At 38.2% G+C, this 23,452-nt stretch carries 22 protein-coding genes and 1 tRNA gene; 2 read left to right on the forward strand and 21 right to left on the reverse strand.

Features of this window, described 5'->3' with window-relative positions; all coding sequences use genetic code 11:
• Nucleotides 1-95 precede the first annotated feature (95 nt).
• Both H5126_RS16845 and H5126_RS16850 read left to right on the forward strand, forming a co-directional pair.
• Nucleotides 96-527 carry a GGDEF domain-containing protein gene (locus H5126_RS16845; RefSeq protein ID WP_259413182.1) on the forward strand — a complete coding sequence of 144 codons (432 nt, stop codon included), beginning with the start codon at nt 96-98 and terminating at the stop codon, nt 525-527.
• A 508-nt stretch (nt 528-1,035) separates the two neighbouring features.
• Entirely contained in the window at nt 1,036-1,791 is a 756-nt protein-coding gene (locus H5126_RS16850) for a hypothetical protein (protein WP_182720306.1), read from the forward strand.
• A gap of 213 nt (nt 1,792-2,004) precedes the next feature.
• Here H5126_RS16850 and H5126_RS16855 read toward each other — a convergent pair whose 3' ends face one another.
• From H5126_RS16855 to H5126_RS16955, 21 genes are all read right to left on the reverse strand, one after another.
• Nucleotides 2,005-2,493 carry a hypothetical protein gene (locus H5126_RS16855; RefSeq protein WP_182720305.1) on the reverse strand — a complete coding sequence of 163 codons (489 nt, stop codon included), beginning with the start codon at nt 2,491-2,493 and terminating at the stop codon, nt 2,005-2,007.
• Nucleotides 2,490-3,191: a DUF3800 domain-containing protein gene (locus H5126_RS16860; protein WP_182720304.1), complete on the reverse strand. Its 702-nt coding sequence runs from the start codon at nt 3,189-3,191 to the stop codon at nt 2,490-2,492. The genes H5126_RS16855 and H5126_RS16860 overlap by 4 nt, the downstream gene beginning before the upstream one ends.
• A gap of 12 nt (nt 3,192-3,203) precedes the next feature.
• A complete protein-coding gene (locus H5126_RS16865; RefSeq protein ID WP_182720303.1) occupies nt 3,204-5,033 on the reverse strand; it encodes a restriction endonuclease subunit S in 1,830 nt (609 codons plus the stop codon).
• Nucleotides 5,033-6,505, reverse strand: a complete 1,473-nt coding sequence (locus H5126_RS16870; RefSeq protein ID WP_182720302.1) for an N-6 DNA methylase — start codon at nt 6,503-6,505, stop codon at nt 5,033-5,035. Before H5126_RS16870 ends, H5126_RS16865 begins: the two co-directional genes overlap by 1 nt.
• Nucleotides 6,506-6,622: 117 nt before the next feature.
• Nucleotides 6,623-9,079 carry an EcoAI/FtnUII family type I restriction enzme subunit R gene (gene hsdR, locus H5126_RS16875; protein WP_182720301.1) on the reverse strand — a complete coding sequence of 819 codons (2,457 nt, stop codon included), beginning with the start codon at nt 9,077-9,079 and terminating at the stop codon, nt 6,623-6,625.
• Nucleotides 9,080-9,432: 353 nt separating this feature from the next.
• Nucleotides 9,433-10,317, reverse strand: a complete 885-nt coding sequence (locus H5126_RS16880) for a hypothetical protein (protein ID WP_182696090.1) — start codon at nt 10,315-10,317, stop codon at nt 9,433-9,435.
• 8 nt (nt 10,318-10,325) lie between these two features.
• Nucleotides 10,326-10,706 (reverse strand): hypothetical protein, encoded by a 381-nt coding sequence (locus H5126_RS16885; protein WP_182720300.1) that lies wholly within the window; start codon nt 10,704-10,706, stop codon nt 10,326-10,328.
• The gene (locus H5126_RS16890) at nt 10,706-10,906 is read right to left on the reverse strand and encodes an AlpA family transcriptional regulator (protein ID WP_182720299.1); all 201 of its coding nucleotides are present in this window, start codon (nt 10,904-10,906) and stop codon (nt 10,706-10,708) included. Before H5126_RS16890 ends, H5126_RS16885 begins: the two co-directional genes overlap by 1 nt.
• Nucleotides 10,907-11,029: 123 nt before the next feature.
• On the reverse strand, nt 11,030-12,106 hold the full coding sequence (locus H5126_RS16895; protein ID WP_182720298.1) for a hypothetical protein: 1,077 nt from the start codon (nt 12,104-12,106) through the stop codon (nt 11,030-11,032).
• A gap of 10 nt (nt 12,107-12,116) precedes the next feature.
• Nucleotides 12,117-13,355, reverse strand: coding sequence for an integrase domain-containing protein (locus tag H5126_RS16900; protein WP_182720297.1), 1,239 nt, complete (start codon nt 13,353-13,355; stop codon nt 12,117-12,119).
• Nucleotides 13,356-13,661: 306 nt separating this feature from the next.
• Nucleotides 13,662-13,736, reverse strand: a tRNA-Arg gene (locus tag H5126_RS16905).
• A 72-nt stretch (nt 13,737-13,808) separates the two neighbouring features.
• Nucleotides 13,809-14,477 (reverse strand): FlgO family outer membrane protein, encoded by a 669-nt coding sequence (locus tag H5126_RS16910; RefSeq protein WP_182720296.1) that lies wholly within the window; start codon nt 14,475-14,477, stop codon nt 13,809-13,811.
• 7 nt (nt 14,478-14,484) lie between these two features.
• On the reverse strand, nt 14,485-15,177 hold the full coding sequence (locus tag H5126_RS16915) for a FlgO family outer membrane protein (RefSeq protein ID WP_024589981.1): 693 nt from the start codon (nt 15,175-15,177) through the stop codon (nt 14,485-14,487).
• A gap of 13 nt (nt 15,178-15,190) precedes the next feature.
• Nucleotides 15,191-15,784, reverse strand: coding sequence for a FlgO family outer membrane protein (locus H5126_RS16920; protein WP_033021561.1), 594 nt, complete (start codon nt 15,782-15,784; stop codon nt 15,191-15,193).
• 56 nt (nt 15,785-15,840) lie between these two features.
• Nucleotides 15,841-16,470 (reverse strand): SPOR domain-containing protein, encoded by a 630-nt coding sequence (locus tag H5126_RS16925; RefSeq protein WP_182711545.1) that lies wholly within the window; start codon nt 16,468-16,470, stop codon nt 15,841-15,843.
• A gap of 10 nt (nt 16,471-16,480) precedes the next feature.
• The gene (locus tag H5126_RS16930; RefSeq protein ID WP_220491480.1) at nt 16,481-19,378 is read right to left on the reverse strand and encodes a hypothetical protein; all 2,898 of its coding nucleotides are present in this window, start codon (nt 19,376-19,378) and stop codon (nt 16,481-16,483) included.
• A 34-nt stretch (nt 19,379-19,412) separates the two neighbouring features.
• Nucleotides 19,413-20,243, reverse strand: coding sequence for a molecular chaperone (locus H5126_RS16935; RefSeq protein ID WP_182720295.1), 831 nt, complete (start codon nt 20,241-20,243; stop codon nt 19,413-19,415).
• Between the two features lie 9 nt (nt 20,244-20,252).
• A complete protein-coding gene (locus tag H5126_RS16940) occupies nt 20,253-20,735 on the reverse strand; it encodes a DUF4402 domain-containing protein (protein WP_024594914.1) in 483 nt (160 codons plus the stop codon).
• Between the two features lie 3 nt (nt 20,736-20,738).
• Nucleotides 20,739-21,341 (reverse strand): DUF4402 domain-containing protein, encoded by a 603-nt coding sequence (locus H5126_RS16945; RefSeq protein ID WP_170071817.1) that lies wholly within the window; start codon nt 21,339-21,341, stop codon nt 20,739-20,741.
• Nucleotides 21,342-21,456: 115 nt separating this feature from the next.
• Nucleotides 21,457-22,011, reverse strand: a complete 555-nt coding sequence (locus H5126_RS16950; RefSeq protein ID WP_182720294.1) for an SPOR domain-containing protein — start codon at nt 22,009-22,011, stop codon at nt 21,457-21,459.
• Between the two features lie 369 nt (nt 22,012-22,380).
• The gene (locus H5126_RS16955; protein ID WP_024594911.1) at nt 22,381-23,064 is read right to left on the reverse strand and encodes an SPOR domain-containing protein; all 684 of its coding nucleotides are present in this window, start codon (nt 23,062-23,064) and stop codon (nt 22,381-22,383) included.
• Nucleotides 23,065-23,452: the final 388 nt, after the last annotated feature.

Genomic DNA, 23,452 nt, shown 5'->3' on the forward strand with positions numbered 1-23,452 from the left:
TTCATGCTGTTGTGTGGTAACAAGCCTAATTGCACGTTCACGAAATTCTGATGTATAGCGATTTGATTTTTTCATAGTTCCAGTTTCTCAAGTTATTGAGTCTCTGGCAAACACGGGGCGATTCATGTCAAAATTTAACAATACTATTGGCTGACTTAGATAACTTTAAATCTATAAATGATATTTATGGGCATGATGTGGGGGATTTTGTGCTAAAGAAATTTGCAGATATTGCTTCAGAAAATATTAGAGCAATGGATAAATTTGGTCGCTGGGGAGGTGAAGAGTGGTTATTTATCCTACCAGCTACTTCAATTGAAGAAGCAAAAAATTTATTTGAGCGTCTTTCAAGTAAATTATCCAAGGTTGAAGTCGATGGTCTTTCAAATATAACATTCTCAATGGGAGCAGTTGAACTTTATAGCAATTCTGATTCAGATTTAAATTCATTAATAAGGAAAGCCGATGATAAGTTATATATAGCTAAAAAATCTGGTAAAAACAGAGTTTGCTTTGCCCCAAAATAGCTAATTAAGAACTTTACCTTATGTGCGGTAAGAAAATATATATCGATGACAAAACTGACTTTCAGCTTGGATACACAATTATCCAAAAGATAGTAATTTGAACGGCAGCTTTTTACTTTTGAGCGAAAGTTTCAAAGATTACTAAAGAACTAAAGTTGGCCAAACAAGTAGCTAGTATCGCTTAGTTTTGGATAAAGATTAAGTCTTTGATTTAATTGGTAGCCCCTGCAACCACCGAACTAGAATCATATGAAATTGATTAATAAGGATATAATAAAAACAAAAATCAGGCAGTGTAACTTATAGTGTAACTAAAAAGCTTTACCTACCTTTAATATTCATTACGTAAGGTGTGTCACCATTTTAAATAACTCTTAAAAACATATATCTTAACTACATTAAACACTAAATACATATAGTCAAATTTCAGTTTTTTTGTTATTGATAGTGTAGAGTTCACCGGACTTTTGCCTACAACACACTACGATTAATAAAGCTAAGGAAAGCAATGAATATATATGACAATAAATTATCTTTTGAAAAACAATTAGATGTATGTAGGTACCGTTTAGATACACTGTCTAATAATGCCTCTGTTTCATTAACAACAGCCCAACATTTTATTCAAAATTCTGTTTGGTGGGATCACCCTAAAAGTGGTTGGGTTAGAGCACCTAGGCATTCGAGAAATATAGAGCGAGGTAGTCGAGGCTGGGAAATTCACTTTGGTGCGAACAAGTTTTGTATAAGTTTAGCTATTACTCGATGCGTGTCAGTCCTTCATGCTTTACTTACTAAATTTAGCGAAAATAATGAATATCCACGTGAAGAGTTATTAGAAACACTCTATCACCAAGTGAGATGCTCTATCTGTAATTACAACGGAGATTTGTATAAAACCCCTTATAAGCTAAATGGCAATGATATGATATTTGGTACTACTTCTATTGATATTAAAGACTTCGTAGATGAAGTCATTTTAATATCAAAAATAACGCGATTATATAATTATAAAATAGTTAATAAGTCGTCTGCCAATTTAAATTCTTTAATCAAACATCAACATACTACGTTTAAATCATTAAGTTCTAAGTTTTCAGAAAGTGAAGGGAAACCTGTAATGTATGAGTATGAAGCCTGGGGCAGCCAAGACTACTTCGCGCTTCTTGGTGAATTAAAAACAAATTTAGATGAGAATGAGCAGCAGCTTTCTGATATTGACTACCTGTATGAAAAATATAAATCGCATATTCCTCTAAAATAAGTTACACATATTGCTTTATATAACGCTGTCTTGACCGAACCTATCAAAATAATTAGCAGTATTTTACTAATTATTTTGTAATTAACCTTGATTAATACCTGATCCGACCGTATGATCTTCCTATCTCATCTACCAACGTTTACGTATAAGTGTAGAAGGAGTTACGGTTCCGCCTTCTTCGGAAGGCGAGACTAGCTTTTCCCCTCTCTCAGTTCAGCTTTTATTCCTTTCCCAACGCTTATTGTACTTCTTACGTTGGTGCTCATATTCAATATAAAAAGCAGTCCAGGGTAAAATAAAATCTTTTCTGTCATCTAGCACTACTAAATAGCCTTCAGCTTCAAACCAAATATGTATACGCTGGCTACTACCGCGCTTTTCTGACCATACTTTGAGTAAAGGGTCGGTACTATTGTCAATAATTGGTTTAGGCCAGCATATTCGCTCACAGCGACGCATATCTGGTGTTCTTTCTGCTTCATTACTGCCTTCGCTCATCATATGCCAAAACGTTGCTGATTTGCCATCATACTCAGGGTGCCTTTTTAACCCTAATCGCTTACCTCTATAAATTGGTTTAGTCAAAACAAAGTCTTTTTCAAAGCAAGTATATATAAAATCAAAAAAGGCATTCCAGTCACCGTTAAAATCTTGTAATAAAATGAGATCTGGCAACCACTCTGGGAGTGTATTAGCTGTCATGGTCTTGGCTCCCAAATCAATAAGTTAAACTTGGTTTCCATTTGTAAGGTGTTTTTTAACAGCGCATATCCGCTACGTTTACGGATACGCTCAATAATAGCATTTTTAGCGGTGCTTTCGCTTAAGCCCCGATGAAGATAAGACAAAGCGCCAATTAATAAATCTGCTAGCTGTAACTGCTCTGCTTCGTCTGAATGAACTTGTTGAATACGCTCTACCATTTTGCGTGAATAGTCATAAGCGTTATTACAAAGCACATCATGTAACGTACTTATTTTTTCAGCGCCAAGCGTGTCCTTAATATCAATATAAACACGGTATTTTGATTGTGGTTTAAAAATAGCTTTTAACATCACAAAGTACATTTTGTAATACCAATCATCATGACTTTGACCAAACTTACCATGCTCTAAAATATTTTTATCTGGTGCTACTACGCCCCTAAAATGTAGATCATCGTCATCAAAAAAATAATCAATCACATCTAAATAAAACGCCAGTTTACTGGGGCTGACCTTAGTCCACTTAATCTCAAATTGTTTTGATAAACCGTGTTTTTGCTTTATCTCACGAATGCGCTCAGCAACCTCTCGTCGCTTATCTGTAGCACACCATACTGCGCCCAGCACCATGGCTTTTTGCTTGTCATTTTCTAAGTGACAAGACTCGTCACAATAAACGTTATATGTTTGGCTCATAATATATCCTACTTACAACGTCTGCTCGACTATGGCGTCTGTTAGGTGGAGTTTAGTCTTTTGTGCGTCGGTTAAACTGGCTTTGAGTTGGTCGCACAGTGTCATTAGCTCATCGGCTTTGGCAACAATGCGGTGTTGTTCTTCAATTGGTGGTAAAGCAAACACCAACTTCCTTAAAGCGCCCAAAGATATGAATGGCTGGGCACCACCTTTTGCGCTTTCTTGCAAAACACTAGCTAAATTTTCAGTATAAATTTTAAAATAATAAGGCGCAGTAATCTTCTTATCATAGTATTTAAATAGAGCTACATTTTTAATACTAAACTCTCTACTATCTTTTACTATTACTTGATTACCAATATTTCCTCCAATCATAGAAAAGAGTATATCGTCAACTTCTACATGTGACCTTTTAGAAATTTCAATATGATCTTCAGCAGATATTTGCCTAGCTGATTTAAAATTAATGCTGCCATCTTTGAAGTCTTTACTTGTTACTAGAGGATATGTTTCACCACCATTAGCATCTTTAGGTGAGTCATGAGTGCCATCTCTTACATCTATCGAATCTTGTAACCGGCACCACTCCCACCCATTGGGTAATTCAAACGGTTTTTCTTCGTCGGTAATTTCAGGCAGTGGTTTTTGCTTTTTGATTTTTTTGTCTTTAATCAGCTGATTTTTTTCTGCTGCTATGCGCTCTAGGAGTTTGGCGGCGGGTTCGTCGTTTGGGTTTTGTGGGACGAGTTTGCCCATTACTGCTAGTTGTAAAATGGTTTGCTTTAGTGTGTCGATGCTGGCGGTGGTGGTGAATAGCGTGTCGAAGTGCTCGCTTAAACGTTGCCAGTTTTGTTGGAACTGTTCAGCTATTTGTTCGGGTGTTGCGGTTTGCTCTGGTGCTTTCAGCAAGGCCTCTAACAGCACTTCAACTAATGTTTGATGTGCCGTAATACTATTTTCAGTTTGCGCCTCAAGCGCATCACACAAGTCCATTAACTCATCGACTTTTGCAACGATGCGATGTTGCTCTTTTAGTGGTGGATATGGAAAAGGCTCTTTTTTTAATGTATCCACCGAAACCATGTTTTTTTGAGCTGTACCTTTCAAATCAGAAAGTGTATCAGTCATCATGTAGAAGGCTGGAAATAAGATTTTAAAATACTCATTCGTTAGCGCATTATTATTCAGAGCTATTTTTAATAAAGCTTGATTAATGATACCTCGCTCCATATTTGGTGGAGCAATCGCAACTTTACCGACGGTACCTGAGCAACTAATAATTAAATCATTAGGCTTTACTTCAAATGCTTTAAGTTCCTCAAACTTATCCGAATCAATATAATATTCTCCGCGGAAGAAATCATCATTAATCGCATGCTGTTGCTCATAAACTTTATATCCACTTTCAACAAAGTATGCCTTTTTCAAAGAACTACCAAATGGCCCCCGCTTAATCGCATAATCTTCATGTGCAATAATTTGTGGAATATATGCTAAACACCATCCTTCAGGGAGGTCTATATCAGTTTCAGGTACTCCCTCCATCTCCTTAACTAAACTTTGCTTCTTAATTTTTTTATCTTTAACCAATTGCGCTTTTTCAGCAGCTATACGCTCAAGCAATACTGATGCCGATTCATCGTTTGGATCTTGTGGCACTAACTTGCCACGCACTGCGAGCTCTAAAATAAGTTCACGCAGCTTTTTTATGCCGTGAAGCGAAAACTTTTTAGATGAGCCACGCCCTGATGATGACTTTTGCTCTATTGCAGTGGTCCAAATATCAAGGTGCTCGGTGATTAACTGCTCAGCGTTTATGCTTGGTGTTTTTGACTCAGCCATCACTTGCCCTCAACATCTTTTGAAAGCGCTGCTGACAATATGCCTTTTAGCTGATCGCGCAGTGCTTGTATGTCAGCTTGCTGCTTTGAGTAATCGGCTAGTAACTCTTCTGGGTTATGGCTGATTACCTCGCCTACATGCGGGTTTTTAATGTCGAGGTTGTAGTTACGAGCAATAATATCGTCGATTGATACTTTCCACGCTTGCTCGGTCTCTGTACGGCTGGCAAAGCCGTCTGCTTCGTTACCCCACCATTCGAGTTCAGTTTTAAACTCTTCAAACTTCATTGGTTTGGTTTTGTTGTAGTTTTTAACGCCTGCTGGGTATGGGTGCTCGTAAAACCACACGTCTTTTGTTGGCGTACCTTTGGTAAAAAACAGTATGTTAGTTTTAATGCTGGTGTACGGGGCAAATACGCCATTGGGTAAGCGTATTATGGTATGTAAGTTACATTCCTCTACCAATAGCTTTTTAATTTTGGTTTTTACGCCTTCACCAAACAAGGTGCCGTCTGGCAATACCACTGCGGCGCGACCTTTAGTGTTGAGCACTTCTATAATGAGCTGTAAGAACAAATCGGCTGTTTCGCGAGTTTGCATGTCGCTTGGGAAGTTTTTCTCTATGCCATCTTCTTCAGTGCCGCCAAACGGAGGGTTGGTGATGATTACATCTACTTGGTCATCCCAGCTTGAAAGCGGTTTATTTAGGGTATTACCGTGTTTAACTTGTACCGGTACCTCAATGCCGTGAAGCATCATGTTGGTAGTACACAGTAAGTGCGGGAGTTGTTTTTTCTCTACACCGTGTATTTGCTTTTGCAATATTTGGTGATCGTCGCCCGATTTAACATAGTTTGCTTTTACATGGTCAAACGCACACGCTAAAAATCCACCGGTACCACAGGCTGGGTCCATAATAGACTCGCCTAGTTTTGGGTCGGTTACTGCCACTATAAATTTAGTAATGGCGCGCGGGGTATAAAACTCGCCCGCGTTACCAGCGCTTTGTAAGTCTTTTAATATTTGCTCGTACAGGTCGCCAAATAAGTGGCGCTCTTTTGAGTCGGTAAAGTCTATTTCGTTTAGTTTATTAATAACCTGGCGCAGTAGCGTGCCATTTTTCATGTAGTTAAAGGCATCGCTAAAGGCTTGGGTTACTACATAGCCGCGTGGATTTTTATCTATGGGTGCGGTGAGATTTTTAAGCTCTGGAAAAAGCTTATCGTTTACAAACTCTAACAGCTCATCGCCCGTTATACCCTCGTTATCGGCCGCCCAATTGCGCCATAAAAATTGCTCGGGGATTGGCTCGCGGTAGTCGTCTAATTCAAGCTCTAGCTCTTCTTCTTGCGCGTCGAACACTTTTAAAAAAAGTAACCACGACATTTGGCCAAGGCGTTGTGCGTCGCCATCGACACCGGCGTCTTTACGCATAATATCTTGAATGGATTTAATAGCTGAACTGATAGACATAGTATTCTCTTGTTTGATTATTTTTATAAACAGCGGCTAAAAGCGACTATGAAAGCTGTTTACTTTAAATGGGTTAATATTTGCTGACGCTAATACATAGCATCAGCAAACATAACTTTAGGCTGTTTTAGGCACTGGCATTTGGTAAATTTCGGCCTCGAGCTCTTTAAGTGCTTGCTCATATTGTGGTTTGCCACCAAAGCCTTTTTTTACTATTTCACTTAGGCTGCCAATTTCGTTAAATGGCGCCACTTTAAGTGCTTGCATAGATTCAATTTCTTGCACGCCTACATCGGCGTATTTTAACAGAAGGTTTTCAAGTACGGTGTGCGCGGTTCCCGAATATTTAGTGAAATAGTTACGCTTTTGTACGTTATCTGCGCGCTCTTTACGGGTAAGGGGTGGTTGGTCGTAAACTACATGGCAGATCATATCAAATGGGTCCATGTCTTTGCCAACTTCTTCCTCAAGCGCTGACCAAATAATGCCTTCTTCGGCAAGCTCATCTATTACGGCTTGTTTACGGTCTGATTCATTCCAGCGTTTTACAAAGTCATCCAGTGAGCTGTATTGCTTGCTCATGGTTTTACGGGTGTAATCTATAAATGACTCGGTAACAAGTTTACCGTCGGTATCGTAATACTGGACTCGCTCTGCCACTTTATTAACGGTAACACCTGATACACGGTACTTAACCATTTTGTTAGTTTCGTCGTCCCATTCGCCATCAAGCGTGCCATCGCCTTTGGGGTCGTTAATGGTGTCGTTGTTGGCATCTGTTGTATCGTCAGTGGTTTGGTCGCCAAATACCTTGTCTGGTGTTTCTGGGCCGGTTGTATCATCTTGTGATTCAAGATCAATGTCTTCGTCTTCAATATCAGTGGGCGTTACTTTTATTATTTTTTCTGGTGTGCCATCAAAGCGTTCATCGGCAAATAATTCGGTGGCTTTTTTAAAGTCGAGTATCGTAAACCAAAGCTTACCGTAGCGATCGTCAATACGGGTACCACGGCCAATGATTTGTTTAAACTTGGTCATTGATTGTATGTTTTGATCAAGCACTACTAGCTTACAGGTTTTAGCGTCTACCCCTGTGGTCATAAGCTCTGAGGTGGTAGCAATAACTGGGTATGGACGTTTAGGGTTTATAAAGTTATCGAGCTGACCTTTACCTAGTTCGTCATCGCCGGTGATCTTCATTACGTATTTATCGTTTTTTGCCATTTGCTCTGGGTTTAAGTTGGCAATGGCACGGCGCATACGTTCGGCGTGATCTATGTCGTTACAAAACACTATGGTTTTAGCCATAGGGTCTGTACGTTTTAAATAGTTGGTAATGGTTTCAGCCACCAGCTGTGTTCGCTCGTCAATTACCATTGTGCGGTCAAAGTCTTTTTGGTTGTATATTCGGTCTTGTATTACTTCACCGTTGTTATCAACCTGCCCTTTTGTTGGTCGCCAGCCTTGTAGGTCAACATCAAGATCAACACGTACCACTTTGTATGGCGCCAAAAAGCCATCTTCAATACCTTCTTTTAGGGAATAGGTATAAGCAGGGTCGCCAAAGTAATCAGAGTTTGAAACTTCGTTAGTTTCTTTTGGTGTAGCTGTTAAGCCAATTTGAGCAGCACCTTTAAAGTAAGTGAGTATTTCGCGCCAAGCGCTATCTTCACTTGCGCTACCACGGTGGCACTCGTCAATAATAATGAGGTCGAAAAAGTCAGGGTCTACTTGCTTAAACGCTTTTTGAGATTCTTCTGGCCCCGTTAGCGCTTGGTATAGTGCTAGGTGTATTTCGTAAGCAGGATCGATTGTTCTGCCGGTAATTTTGGTCATTGAAGTACCAAATGGCTGAAAGTCGTTAATACGTGTTTGATCAACTAATATGTTGCGGTCGGCTAAAAATAATATGCGTTTTTTAGCGCGTGATTTCCATAAGCGCCAAATGATTTGAAACGCGGTATAGGTTTTACCGGTTCCTGTTGCCATAACGAGGAGTACGCGGTCTTTACCTGACGATATAGCCTCAACTGTTTTATTAATTGCTTGGAGCTGGTAGTAACGCGGGTGCTTACCGCTACCATCGTCATAATAGGCTTGGTTGATTATAGGGAGTTGCGATTCTGTATAGCCTTTGTAGGCACAATATTTAGCCCAAAGCTCTTGCGGTGATGGAAAGTCTTCTAAGCGTATTTCGGTTTCAAGGTTATGCGCATCTGGCGTGCCTAGCTTAGTTTTATCGTGAAAGATAAAGCCATCGCCATTAGAGGCGAATATAAACGGCACATCGAGCAGCCTTGCGTAATCTAAGCCTTGTTGAAGGCCTTTGCCTACTTCGTGCTTATTCGCTTTAGCTTCAATAACAGCAAGCGGCATACTGGGTTTATGGTAAAGTACTATGTCAGCCGATTTAACCGTTTTACGTACACCAAGTTGCCCACGTACGATTACTTTACCGTCACGTAGTTTAACCTCTTGGCGTATTTGAGTTATGTCGTCCCACCCTGCGGTTTTAACTGCGGGTAGAATAAACTTACTGATTATATCGGTTTCGCTGAGCTTTCTTTTATCCATAACTTAAACCATCCCTAAATACTGCGCTATGAGTGCGCACAACTCGTTGATTCAACGCGTTTCATGCTATTTAGTGATGCTATATAAAATACGGTTAATAAGCAAAAATAAAAGGTAAACTAAATTATGAGATATTAAAAAATAAAATTGTAACTTCTATACAAAATAGCGAAGCGGACAAATCGTTTATTTACCGCTTTTTATGTTCCGATAAAATAAAAAATCATTATTCTATCATGTGCTTATAAATATAATTGTTCCGCTATTTGTTCCGCGTTGTTCCGTTTATAAAAAGCGTTTTTAGAACAGGTAAACAAGTGATATTTTTGCAATATTAAAGTTTACAACAACTGCTAAGCATTATCGTAATCATCTAGCCACTCGGCTACAGTTTGCTCTTGTGGTTTTCGTTTTAAATATACTTCCTCTTCTTGCTCTATAGAAGGGGGTATAGCTTTACCTTTTACCGCACTACCTTGTTTACTTATACCGTGGCTATGAAACTCCGTATTATTTAATGTCCGTGATTCACAATATCCGTAGTTACTCATACTCGTAGTCTCACCATTTTCTGTGCCTTGGTATATGTGGCTATTAGCATTTTCGCTGCCACTGTTTAATGCCCCATAAACATGCCCCGCTATATTGCCACGGCTAAGTGCCGCAAGAGTGCCACCGTTTTGCCCTTCGCCTGTCGCTAAAACGCCACGATTAACCGCTTCTATAATTTGCTGATATGTTATGTTTGCTAAGCAAAGTGTTTTAGAGTCGAGTTTATTCCCTTTTCTTATCTCTGCTTGCCAAAGGTAGTTTTTCATAATATTTATTTTTTTATAAAGTTCACTTGGCCTTCTTGGTTTTGGTAAGTTTGAGCAACTCCAGAATTTGAGTAACGCTCCTTGTGCTGGTGGATTAAAAAGTTTTCCATTTAAGCGCCCTGACTTTTTTTTACGATCCAATGATACGTTAAAAATTGTGTAGTAATCTTCGTGGGAACTCAAATCAGTAAAGCTCATTGTTAGCCCATCGTATTTACTCAAATATCGTCCAACTTTAAACTGTCTAAATTGGTATATAGGCTGTGCGATCACACAGCTTAACTGGCTTAGTAAAGTGTTTTGATAGATGTGGAGCCAGTCACTAGGAACCGGCTTTCCACTGTTGGGGGTAATATTTAATTTGCCGTTTATGATACTAATTACATCACCACGGTTAATTAAGTCATTAAGCTTAACCATATAACCTCCTAGCTTCCCAGGAGGTGCATTATTGGCTTTAAAAGTTCAGCTGTTTGCTCTGGTGTGAACTCAGCTAATTTGCGTTTAATACGGCTTTTATTTATGGCTTTTATGATGGTTTCAGCAATATCTAATGAGCTAAAACTATATTTTAAATGACCACCGATACCATCTGAGTTTGGTATTTTTTCGCGTGTAAATGTAAAATCATACTCACGTTCAAGATCTGTAAAGTAGTTTCTTCCACTCGATAAACCGGCATTACGTAAAATATCTAATTCAGTCGCACCTTCAGGATGAGCAAGAGTATATAGGTTAGCTCGCTCTGTTTTAGACTGCGGCTTTTTAGGAGCAGGGCTTACGGCGTTACTACCGCTTACAACACACATTAAGCTGCCCCTTTATGATGTTTTACACTTGGCAGGTTTTCAAGCCATTGCTGAATGTCGCTTTCAAGCCAGCCCATAGCCTTAATACCTAGCTTTTTTCTAACAGGGAACTTACCAGCCTTTTCCCAGCGGTTAATTGTAGATACGCTAGCGCCTGTAATTTTCACAACATCATCTAATTTTAAAATTCTATCTGTCATCGCCTTTTACCTTCTATTTTATTAGGTCAAGGCGAATATTAAGGGCTCAAAAATAAATTTCCTGCCAGCTAACGTTAGTTAACTGTTAGCTAATCTAATACTCTGATATTTAATAATTAAATTTTAATTTTTCTTTCTAATTGCGTCTCGGACAAGCTTTTCCATTCTTTCGTTACTTAAAGGAACGCTTTTTATTTCTCCTGTGTCTTTATCAATTCCGCAGCCCTCAGGCCAATGAGTTTTATGATTAGAAGTAAAAGCCTTTACTACTTTTGAAGCCATTACCACACCACTTTTCAAACACTCTTTGTAATTATTTGCCAACTCGTATAGAGCGGCCTCTAGTATCTGATTACGAGTATCCTGATTCCTTTTTGCCGCATTAGGTCGTTTAACAACCTCTGAATTTACTTTATCAACCGATACAACCTGATCACGCTTCAACAAAAACACATTAATATCAGGAAATATTATATCTGGATGCGGCTCAGCATCTTTTAAGTTAGGCATGTTGGATTTATGCGTTTCATGGCTATATAGCGTCCATATTTGTCCGTCTAATGAGGCTACTCTATTAATCCCTCCCATTGGTAGATCAATACCCCTCTCGCTCAACTCATCATCACATTCATCATAAAATAGGACTTTTTTAAAACACTCTAAGTGACAACTTCCTTCGTCCAAAGGAACTTTAAAAGTGCCCTCTAACTTATAAAGCTCATCTTCTGAGAAATATGAACATTCATAATCATATGAATGCTTTATTTGTTGCCTAGAAGCTCCCTCGGCACTACTTAAAAAAGACTTTTCAATAAGTTCATTTGGTGCATACCTGACCTCTTTCCCGTCATCTACCCGAGTGTAGTAAGCATCTTTAACAGCTGAAAAAACTAGACTTTGTACCTCAGCGCTTGAATTACTATCCCAACCTTTTTTTGCTAAGTGGTCGATGCTTTTAAGAGTATCATCCCCCTTCCCATCTTCTACAAGTCGAAGCAAATCATCTAGCCAGTTATACGTTTGCGGTAGTGGGCTATATGGAAAACTCCGTTTTCCGCGCTTGCCGTTTAACTCGATATATAAATCAATATCACCATTCAAATAAAGGTCGATTAATTTAATCGCTTTTACATTTATATCTGTTTCTTTACTAGAAGCAATCAAAGCCAAAGCAGCATTAAAAGTTACAAATTCGTCCATTAGCTAATCCTTAAACTACTTTTAAATGCTGGCTACCAGTGACCGAGTAATCACCTTTGCTAGCCGCTTCAATATGATCAGACCACCAGCACATCATTTTACGTCTGCGCTCTAAATAGTCGGTTCGGTTGTAAGCTGCGCGTACTTGGTTTTTATCAACGTGCGCTAGTGCTGCCTCAATTAAATCAGAGTCAAAACCTTGTGCGTTTAAAGTGGTACTAGCTAGTGCGCGTAAGCCGTGAGCTGTCTGCTTGCCTTGTAAGCCCATACGCCTGAGTGCTGCGCCTAATGTCTCTCGGCTTAGGTGGGTACGTGGGTTGTTATCAGAAGGGAATATAAAATCACGGTGTCCGCTAATAGGCTTTAAATACTCCAGCAGTGATAACACTTGCGGGGTTAAGGGGATCGCTTGCGGCTTGCGCTTTTTCATACGCTCAGCAGGTATATTCCACACTCGATTATCAAAATCAATTTCACTCCACGTTGCCCCCGCTGCCTCTGCTGGTCTAGCCATTGTATGAAGTTGCCACTCAAACAAGCATTTAGTAATAAGCTTTAAACGAGCATCGTTAACGGTTGCTAAAAGCATTGGCAGCTGTTCAGGGGCTACCGTAGGCATATTAGTATGCTTAACAGTATCAAACGCTTTAGCGATACTATGAAGATGATTGATCGGCATACGCCCAGTATTAACCGCATAATCCATCACTTCATTAATACGCTGGCATAAGCGGCCTAGCATATCGAGCTTATTCGCTGCCTCTAAAGGGCGCAGCGTTTCAATGGTTAACTGTGCGGATAATTTACTTATCGGCACTTTACCAAGCGCAGGATAAACATGTATTTCAAATCCTCGTAAAATATTAAATGAGTGCCGCTCACTTACTTTTACTGTTTTTAGCTTTAGCCATTCAGTTGCTACTGCTTCAAAGGTATTCTTTGCCTCAGTTGCTTTGGTGCTCTGAATTTCTTCTCTGTATTCTTTAGGGTCAATATCATCAGCAAGTAACGCCCTTGCTTCGTCACGTTTTTTTCTAGCCGCTGCTAATGGTACCGCAGGGTAAACACCAAAACTTATTTGCGCTCGCTTTTTGATGTGCGGACGGTAGTAATTAAACAGCCACGTTTTAGAGCCATTCTTTTTTATACGCAAGCCTAACCCGCCACCATCCGACAACAGGTATTCACTTGCTTTTGGTTTCGCATTTTTTATCTGCGTATCATTCAAAGGGGTTGTTAATCTAGGCACGTTTTCACTCCACTATCGAACAGGTAGCTAACCCTAAAAATGGGATACTAAAATCAAGATCCTCATTCTTCCTTTAATTTTCATTTGTTTAACTGAATTACAGCGATTTTAGTTACATCAAAATCGACAAAACGATTCGGTGTAACTATGAGTGTAACTAAAGATATGGAATATAGAAAGCCATCATGAAGGTTTAAGTTCGTTCAGGAAAAACCATCAAAACCTTTAAATGCAACAGGTAAGAAAGGAGACTGACTTGATACGAGTCAATATAAACTAATATGAATTACTATGAAAAACATGAATTGGTAGCCCCTGCAGGAATCGAACCTGCAACTGCCCCTTAGGAGGGGGCCGTTATATCCATTTAACTAAGAGGCCACAAATAAGCTGAGTGCTTAGAGGTGTGAATTATAACGGCATCTGGTTTTTTATATCAAGCGACAACTGAACTTAATTACTTGATAAGTATATATCTTCTTTATTTAGTACATAAATTGGGATTAGTTTTCGACTACTCGCGACGATTTTTTTTGTATGCGCGTTAATTACACGTGTATTTACAACAACAGCATCACTGCGATAAATTAATGTACCCGCTAATACATGGCTCGCCATTTGCTCTTCGCTAAGCTTTTCAATATCACGCGAAAAAGCAAAATCACCACGACTATTTACATCTATTTTTTGGGTTGTTTTAAAATCAACCACGCCATAACCAAACTTTTGTAACTGATGAATTAATGTTTCAGAAATTTGATTACCCAATTGATTACTTTTAGTAAGCGATGAATCAAGATCTACTAAGGTAGTAACGGCAATATTAATATTGGTGTCGGTATCACTTTCAAACTCAAGCGTATCAACCAAATCAAGTGCCATTTGCTCTACATAGTTAGCAAGTGTTTTATGGTGCTGAAGTGGTGTAAATTGATTGCCGTTAGCATCGTCTTGAGTTGATTTTTGCTCAGCTGTTTTAAGCATGCTTGCTAAGTCATAATTTACTTGTGTGGTTGAAGATGCATTCATTTCAGCACTTTCATTATTTTGAGTAAAGGCACAACCAGTTAAATTAGCTAAAGCAAAAAAAACGATAAAGCGGTTTAATAATTTACTATACATAATTATCTCACTTGCTTGCTTGTTTTAACATTATGCCATCAGTGCGATAGCTACTATTAAGCGCATCAACAACCGACTGTGGAATAAACCCTTGTGCAGAACCTACTACGGCCTTACTTTCTAGCCCAACAATACGTGCATTAACAAGTACACCACCTTGATGGTTTACAAGCGTACCGGCTAGTACATACTTAAAGTTTTGATCTTGATTTAGCTCTAAATAGTCGCGACTAAATACAAAGTCGCCTGTTGAGGTAACGCGCATATAATCAGTTGTTTTAAAATCAATAACGGGTACACCAAAGCTGTGTAATTCATGCATGAAGCTTTCTGCAATTTGATTCCCTAGTAAGCTACCATCGTTGTAGTCTTCATCTAAAAAAATAAAACTCGAAACAGCTAATGGTGTTTGTTCACTTACGTACTGTAAGTTTTCAACCATGTCTTGCATTATGCCGCGCACATAATGGTTAATATTTTTACGCATTGGCGGTGTTGCTTTTGTGTAGTTATCTTGTGGAGCCATTCCTGACTGAAATAAGTTATCGTCAGAAACAGGCGCTGCAACGTCGCGTTGGTTACTCACCAGTTGATTGCTTTGCTCACTTTGTGGTGTTGCGGTGTCTGTATTCATTGTGCCTAGTATTTGAGAGCAACCAAAGCCCAGTGGTAAGCATAATGTAATTAATAGGTTTTTCATTTTGTGCTCCAAATTAGTATTCGCTTCGGTATAAAAGTCCGTCACGCTGCTGAATTTTCTCATTGCCCCACATTACATTAATTGGGATCTCGGTACTTCCCGCAGAGAGCACCTGTTTATTTTCTATATTCACAAGCCGTGCATTAACTATGTATGCATGCTGCTGGCGAGTCACTGTTCCTGTGATAACCAAGTCAATATTTTGGCGATTACGTAATTTACCTAAATCGCGACTTAAAATACTGTCTGAGTTTTCTGATAAAGAAAGGTTATTCCCAAGTCTGTACTCAACGGTGTGATAACCCAGTTGAGTAAATTGCGTAAGCAGACTTTCTTGGATCTGCTGACTTAAGCCTGAGGCCTGCCCTGTCACTAATTTTGTATCTAGTGCGTCTGCATAGAAGAAGCTACTAACGCCAACACGTGCATTAGCATTTAACGCTCCATTTAGGTGGTTAAGTTGCGACGTTAAATTCACTACATAATCATTAACCGTAAAAGGAGCCATGGCCGCTTTAGGTGCATTTGTAGGCACACTTGGTTCTGGTGGTGGCACCAAGTTACAAGCAGCTAAATTTAAAAATAATAAAGGCAGTAAAAGGCGCATAATTGCCATCCTCTTCAAAACATACTGAGGATAAAGCAATTTGTATGCCGACTTAACTATTGTGCGATAAAGGGCTGATCTACGTAATAGCTAACTAAACAATTTATATTTTGGCTCTTTAATTTTTGACAGTCAGCCATAGCGTTTTTTTTGTCTATGTATGCGCCTAGCTTTAAACGGTTATACATAACTCCTTTTACATTTATTGTTTCAACATTCATCACAAAGTTATCGCCTAGTAAGCTAGGAAGCTTTTTTTGTAGTTGCCTAAAAGCTAAAGAGAGTTGTTCTTTTTGCGTTATTGAAAGCACTTGTAAAGCAAATTTGGGATTAACTGGTTTTGTTAATTGTAAATTGGAGCGATTAATTTTGTTGGTATTAACGATTTCTGCTTTTATTACTGGTGCGTTTTTCTGCTCATTTTCTTTTGCAATTGTATTAAGTTGCGATATTAGTAAGCTTAAGTCTTCTTCAATAAGTAATAAGCGCGCAAGTTCAGGCCTCATATTTTGCCACTGCTGGGAGCTCATTTTTAGAGCTTCAAGTTCTTGCTTTGTTATTTTTACGTAGCTTTTTTCGTCAGCTATTTCCGTCTGAGTAATACTATTATCAATTGCTTTATTATTCGCACAACCATAACTTAGCAACATTGCACTGATTAAAAATATACATTGAACTCTTTTCATCCTAATTCCTTTAATGGAGTATTTTATGTGTTTCAACAACACACTTTAATCCTTGCGCTTTTACTGAGTCGCATACAGAAATAAGCTCTGGCGAACTGTTTGTTGCGTACGCTAAGGCTAAAATAAATTTATTTTTAGCTTTATCATGCATATAAAAAGCTTCTTGCTGCTCTATTCGTGGTGCTATTAAACGGTAATAAATTTTTAAGATATTTAACGAACTAAAACTTCCTGCATTGGCAATGCTTCCAGTTGTTGCACTGAGCGCCTTTAACGTTAAATCAACGCCCATTACTACATCTCCTTGAGGCGATAAATTAACTGTTATATTTTGAGTGTTTTTTAGCTGCTTGCGTTGTTTATATTCATCATCAATTACTGCTTTATACTGCCCCGGTTTAAGGTCTGTAAATAAATAATAGCCATCATATGCTGCTTGAGTTTGTGCAACTTGATCCCCTTTCTCATTCAATAGCGCTACATTTGCAAAGGGCTGGATCTGTGTTGTATCACCTTTTTGTTGATAAACAACTCCCTCCACTTCACTGGCATTATTTAATGCAAAATCCATATACTCTACAAAACCAGCCCTTGGTGTAATAGAAAAACCCTCATTAGCTGGTATTAAAAACGGATCTTCAAAACTATTTCTATCTAGTATTATATCTGTTGTACGATTTGCTGGCATTGAAGTTAATAGCGCAACGCCGTGTTCGTCTGTAATTGCTTGACGATAATTGTGAACGCCTTTTACCTTTACGCCGCCAACACCGTGCTCATCATCATCCATAATACCGTTATTATTTTGATCTAAAAATACGCGTAACATTAAACTACCCGTGTTAGTTAAGCTGCGCTTAGAGACAAAATATGTGTTGTGTTCAACATCAAACCCTAAGCTAAAACGACTATAAATACCGAGCCGCCAATCATCGTTACTGTTGTAGTTTAAGTTACTCGTTAAACTAAACTTGTCGCTTTGCCAATTGAGTCCTAATTCGGCCGATTGAATATTATTACGAAGGGAATCAGTTATAGTCAGTTCGGCTTGTAAATCTCGGCCCAAGTTGCGGCTAAACTCAGCCTCGTAACTAACAAGCTCACTTACTGGCGATATACTATAATCTATACCAAACCTTGTGTAGGTTCTCCCAAAGCGCTTTTGAAAACGTGTTGTTCCAAAAGTACTCTTAGAGCTATCGTCTTGTTGCCACAGCAATTGGTTACTTAGTGCAAATCCTGAGTATGAGTAGTTGAACTGGTTGCGTACTTGTTTAAAACGCCCTCTAATATCACTATCGTCATATAAGACGTTATTTTGATAAGAAAGGCGTCCATAGGTATTATTCATTAGCCCACCAGCTAAATTTATTTGGTAGCTGTTAAAATCTTGCTGCTGTTCGTCGGTACGATTTGTAGCGCTAAAAAGTAGTGATTGTTCGGCAATTTGAGTTCGGGCTGTAAATTCAAATTCTTGTTCATTGTTATTATTTTTTTCAACATTCGCATTTAATAATAATCGGTCAAACAAGCTTATGTTGGTACCAAATGCATACTTAAGTAGATCGTCATCCGTATTTTTTTGACCTGATGTAGCAGTGTATACAGATATATTATCTGTAAGCCCTTGCTCATATCTACCCGCAACTTGCCAACCCTGCCCCTGCGAGCTTGAAACATTGTTATTTAGTAACTGCTTGCCTTGTTCAGTAACCGACAATTCATAGTTACCTTGTCCCTGCTTAAGTTGATTTCCATCCACAAAGTAATAATCACTTTTACGCTCAACTTGACCTTGAGGCCCATAAAAAATAAGCTCAAAATTATTAGCTCCAAATAATAAGTTTATATTATCAAAAATATAACGCCCATCTGCGAGGCTAAGCTGCTGGTCTATTAATATTTCATTACGATACAGCTCTACATCCCAACCTGGCTGTATAGCACCGCTTAAGTTAACTTGGTTATTAACTATTTTTCTACTGGTTACATTATTAGAAACTTTAACACCTCGGGCATACTGACTACTGTAGTTATTACCTACTTGCGTGGCGATAACATCACCAAAGGATATTTCAGTAGGCATGAAGCTGTTTTTTATTTCTTTGTCTAAGTTTTGCTTTGTAAACGTTAACCTAGAGTTGGTAAGTAAGTCAGTACTTCGTCCAGACAAAAAATACTCTGCAGATAAATACGCAAAGTCTTGAGTGCCTAAAAGTGAATAGTTCGTAGAATGTCTATCATCGCTCGCGGTAAAATTTAGTTGTAAGTCGGCAACCGGAGAAGATAGCGCTTTATATGGGCTAGCTTTCCATGGGAGCGTAGGTGGCGATCTCTTGTTAGGTGATTTTAGGTTGCGCGACTGTCTGTATCTTTGTTGTTCAACCGGTAAGGGGATCTCTGAGCTTATAAGTAATTCTAAATCTGGGTAATCAATATTAAACTCTAGATTTAAAGCATTATGTAAACTTTGAATATCTACATAAATATCATCTTCAATGGTAATTTGATTTTTTGCTAATAAGTAGCTCTGTGTAGGACTAGTAAATACAGCGGGTGTAACCGCTGCATTTAGAAAAAGAGGTTGTTGATTTGCTCCAACACCTTGAGCAATTCGATTGCTAGCATCAACATTCATTGCAAATTGTAGAATATCAAATAAGTCGCTTAAACTAACTTGTACACTTTGCTCGCTTTTAATTGCTGCAACTTCACCTAAGTAGTATGAGTTTAAATAAAGCGAAAGTATTAATAACTCGCCTGTGGCGATTCGCTGTTGCTGATTTTCTTTGTTTTTATAATCAATTACTTCAACGGGCTTAGTTAGCTTTAGTTCAATTGCGCGTAGTGTTGTTAAAGCATCCCCCACGGAAGAATTAGGATTAGCTATTACACTATTACTAAGCAAACTACTTATGCTTAGTAATAGTGCATACAATAAATTATTTAGCGTCATTCACATTTAAAACATTAAGTGATTGTGAGGTTAAAGGCAGAGTGTATTGTGCAAATGTAAGGTCTTTATATTCTTGACTGCCTTCATATTTAAAAATGACTTTTCCTGCTTTATCTAAATTTTTGTCACTAAATAAACTAAGGGTTACAAACGCATTATCCACTTCTGGATAAATACTTAAATTACCAATTTCTGCAATTTTAACTTGCTCGTTATTGCTATCAACAAAGTAAGCACTTAATTTACCGTAGCTACTAAACTTACCTTCTCGTTTTATATTCAATAAAAACTGAGGACGTTGATTGCTTTCATTTAGCACTAGCTTAGCTTGTTCTATGGCAACTTCTGGCTGTTTCATGTCTTTACGTAACAAAATAGGAATGCTGTAGCTCATAATCATATTAACTTTTATTGAGCTTGTTTTATTAGTATTTTCACCAGGCAATGCTTGAAATAGAAGATGAGAGCGGTACTCACCAGAAGCTAGACCTTTAGGTTTACGTATTGCTATTTTTACTGTTTGTTTTTCACCAGGTGCTAAACGCATTTGTTTTGGTGACAAACGTGCCATTGAACTTAAACTTTCGCTTGTAGCCTCTGCCAACTGTATGTAGCCACCGCTAGGTTGCGCTTGCTTCTCACTCCATAAAACACGATATGTTTGATATTCATCCCCCGTATTAATTACGGTAACTTTAGCGGTTCGTTGACGTTCATCAAAACTAATACGGGTTGGAGAGATAAGTAAATTTGCGTATGTATTTTTTCCTAAAATACATACACTCAGTGCGAGCAGCACTACAACTTTATAAAGCATGTTTTTCCTTTAGTAATCAATCGTAATTTCTAATTGGGTGTCAGTAATAAAACTACCATCTAAGTAACTTTGGCTAGTCCCTGTCGTTATTAAACGGCCACCTACTTTGAGTAAAAGATCTCCAAATTCATCGCTAGTTTGCGTGCTTGGTAAATCCACTAATACAACCGAAAACTTGGCACTATTAGCTCCAAGTACTTCACTTTGCAATGTAGAGTCACTCATTTTATTAAACGATATTTGAGTAAGCGGAGGTAAATCGGTAAATAAAAGTTCTGCGGGATTCCCCTCAGTTAATACGTAAATACTACCAAATGTGGTTATTTCACCATTGTGGTTAATCGTGATAGAGCTTAAAGTATTATTTTGAGGGATAACTAAAGTGCCAAAATTAAGCGCTTCTTGTTGTATGCTTGCGCTATAGGCTTGCTCGCTAAACATTAACGAAAGCCAAGCAGAAACATACAAAAAGCGCATTGTTTGTTTAAACACTAATTAATATGACACTTCAATATTAAAGCTACCAGAATACTCACCATCAGGGTAATCCACACTTGATGCGTTTGATGAAGTAGAAAGAGTCGCGCCTATATTAAATGATACAGCGCCATCAGCACCAGCTTGTAGGTTAGGAGTACCCTGCGTATAAAGCGCTCCTGCATTTGTTCCGCTCGTTATAAAGTAAGTCCAAGCATCTACAGTAAAATCAGGTTCATTTAAGCCTTGGCCAGCTAAGGGTAGTATCAAAGTATTTACTGGGTCGCTAATGGTTAAAATAGAGTTTGGTACTACATCTGACACACTGAAAGCACCCGCTTCACCACCTTCAATTATTGAGATACTCGCAGCGTTACCAGTTGGATTATCTTGTGAAGTAACAGGGCTCGCAGCTGGATCAGGATTAACTGTCAGCGTTGCTTGTTCGGCGCCTAATGGATCTGAAATAGCACGAATAGTACCAAAATTTAAATCGTTATCTTTTGTGAGTACTACAGCATTTTGTACTGTTACTTTCGCTTCAAATGACTCTGTAGCAGCATAAGTGCTAAACGAGCTGACCACGGTGGCTACAGCTAATGCAGATAAATAAAACTTCATGCTAAATCCTTATAAGAAAATGGGCTTTATCAAATATTTGCCCAACTATAGTTAGTATCGACTATTAGTACAAATACTTTAATACTATATAAGTTTAAAAGTCCTAATTTATTAATTATATTGGTTTTCCGACAAAAGCAGCAATATTACATACTTGATCAAGCTGATTAGCTAAATAACAAAACGCACTTACTTGAGCATCGTTTTTAAATGGACCTACACGTAATCCATACAAAGTCATATTATTATTTTTACGTTCAAACATAGTAAAATTAAATTGAGTAAATGCACTAGGGTATAATTGCTTAAGCCTTTCGACTCTTGCTCTAACAAGCTCTGGCTTTAAATACCAACCAAGCTGTGCTCCAATTTTAGTTTCATCTGTTAAGGTGAGTTCTGAATTTTGTAAGTTTGGTGTTTTTACTTCGGGAGTGTTATTTAGTGCCGTCGGTTCCAAATTCTGTGAAGGCTGATTACCATAGGTGATATCGGTTTTACTTTGCATGAGTAAAGGAGGGTTTTCAGTTAATTCACTTTGAGACGATAACGCCATAATTAATAGCTGTAAATCATCTTCCATAGCAGTTAAACGACCAATGCTTTCTTGCTGTAAGTGCCACTGCGAAACATACTCTTTTACTTGTTTATCAGTTATTAAAGAATGCTGCACGCTCTCGTTATTTACAGTTGCGCTGCTGCATCCATATAAATAAAAAGATAAGAATAAAACTGATATTAAATGACAAGACTTAAAATACCGCATTGCAAAATGCACTCTACTAACCAAGATAATAAATCAAAGCAAATTTTGCGCCAATTTATAGCAACTTTTTAATTAAGTAGTCTATTTTGAAGTAAGAAAACCGAGTTGATAACAAAACAAAATTGCATTATTTAATTACTATCACTAATTATTGCTGTATTGATCTAGCTACTGCCTCCGTGCACTCGTATATCAAAATTATTAGCGATAATTGCGTCAGGTTTAATCCCCAAGATTGATTAGGTATTATTACAGATTGATATTACGTAATACGGGCTACAGCCTTACTGGCTTATCGGTGTAGTTACTTACTATGCAATCGAGTTTATACAGCTTGAATACGTCACAATCTGCTTTTGCATTTTTAAAGTTTTGGTAAGAGCCTAGTTTTAGTCTATAAAACATTTTGTCGTTTATCTTGGCGGTTTCTACGTTAGTCAATATTTTGTCTCTAAACAACGGTGCTGCTTTAGTATTTAGCTCTTGCCATGCTTTAGCCACACCTTGCTCTGAGTCAACCGAAGCTACCTGCAAAGCAAATACATGTTTTGGTTTATTTAATTTTACAGCTTGTTTTTTATTGCTGTAGTTTTGTTTAACTTGTTGGCGTGATTTAACATTACGTGTGTTTCGAGGTGAGCGTACAGACTTGCTGCTATACCCTTGATTAGACTGCGCAATAGCTTTGCTGTTTATAATATCAATATGATTTACGAGGTAAGTTATTTCTTTTTCTAATCTTAAAATTCGCTCTATACCTTCGCGTGCTTGTTGCCACTGCATTGCAGCATCTTTTAGCTGAGCAAGCTCCAAGGCTGTAATTGAGACGTAGTCAGGCGAGTTACTTTGAGGTTGTTCGTCAATGGTTTTTATTTCAGGCGTAACGCTGCATGCTGTGCCAAATAAAAGCATTAGCAAGCTAAGTAAAAGCCCAATGTTATTTTTTTTATATATAAACATGTATTTGCTGTCCTGAAAGCAGTGTTTTCACTACATTTCAGTTAAACATTCTCACAAGAAAGCGTTTAACTTTATTTAAGCTGTGAGCTATAAAACTTAGCTCTTCGCATGCTTGTCAGTGTTTTGTAAAACACAACGTTGCATACTCCCACCCTTCCTTGAGAGCATTATTTAATACAAATTTAATGCCAGTTAACACAAACTTTACAACATAAATAACAATATGTCTGTAATGACCTAAAAATTTTATTTTTAAAGAGGCTCCTTTCTTATTTTACTCTAGGGCCTGTTGACCTTTCAGGATTAAAACTTGTTCAATCTAGGGGCTATTTAATCGCGGCGCGAGGTTTGTAACCTAGTGGGCTCGATAACTGCTCCTGCGTTATTC

Origin of the sequence: Pseudoalteromonas sp. SG45-3 (assembly GCF_014164075.1) — a bacterium.
Lineage (GTDB): Bacteria > Pseudomonadota > Gammaproteobacteria > Enterobacterales > Alteromonadaceae > Pseudoalteromonas > Pseudoalteromonas distincta.

Coding starts and splice junctions, on each gene's coding strand:
- H5126_RS16870 (WP_182720302.1), bottom strand. CDS start 6,505: ATGTCTATCAGTTCAGCTATTAAATCCATTCAAGATATTATGCGTAAA.
- H5126_RS16855 (WP_182720305.1), bottom strand. CDS start 2,493: ATGACAGCTAATACACTCCCAGAGTGGTTGCCAGATCTCATTTTATTA.
- H5126_RS16925 (WP_182711545.1), bottom strand. CDS start 16,470: ATGAAAAGAGTTCAATGTATATTTTTAATCAGTGCAATGTTGCTAAGT.
- H5126_RS16895 (WP_182720298.1), bottom strand. CDS start 12,106: ATGGACGAATTTGTAACTTTTAATGCTGCTTTGGCTTTGATTGCTTCT.
- H5126_RS16880 (WP_182696090.1), bottom strand. CDS start 10,317: ATGGTTAAGCTTAATGACTTAATTAACCGTGGTGATGTAATTAGTATC.
- H5126_RS16850 (WP_182720306.1), top strand. CDS start 1,036: ATGAATATATATGACAATAAATTATCTTTTGAAAAACAATTAGATGTA.
- hsdR (WP_182720301.1), bottom strand. CDS start 9,079: ATGGATAAAAGAAAGCTCAGCGAAACCGATATAATCAGTAAGTTTATT.
- H5126_RS16920 (WP_033021561.1), bottom strand. CDS start 15,784: ATGCGCCTTTTACTGCCTTTATTATTTTTAAATTTAGCTGCTTGTAAC.
- H5126_RS16935 (WP_182720295.1), bottom strand. CDS start 20,243: ATGCTTTATAAAGTTGTAGTGCTGCTCGCACTGAGTGTATGTATTTTA.
- H5126_RS16890 (WP_182720299.1), bottom strand. CDS start 10,906: ATGACAGATAGAATTTTAAAATTAGATGATGTTGTGAAAATTACAGGC.
- H5126_RS16865 (WP_182720303.1), bottom strand. CDS start 5,033: ATGGCTGAGTCAAAAACACCAAGCATAAACGCTGAGCAGTTAATCACC.
- H5126_RS16915 (WP_024589981.1), bottom strand. CDS start 15,177: ATGAAAAACCTATTAATTACATTATGCTTACCACTGGGCTTTGGTTGC.
- H5126_RS16945 (WP_170071817.1), bottom strand. CDS start 21,341: ATGAAGTTTTATTTATCTGCATTAGCTGTAGCCACCGTGGTCAGCTCG.
- H5126_RS16885 (WP_182720300.1), bottom strand. CDS start 10,706: ATGTGTGTTGTAAGCGGTAGTAACGCCGTAAGCCCTGCTCCTAAAAAG.
- H5126_RS16955 (WP_024594911.1), bottom strand. CDS start 23,064: ATGTTTATATATAAAAAAAATAACATTGGGCTTTTACTTAGCTTGCTA.
- H5126_RS16910 (WP_182720296.1), bottom strand. CDS start 14,477: ATGTATAGTAAATTATTAAACCGCTTTATCGTTTTTTTTGCTTTAGCT.
- H5126_RS16860 (WP_182720304.1), bottom strand. CDS start 3,191: ATGAGCCAAACATATAACGTTTATTGTGACGAGTCTTGTCACTTAGAA.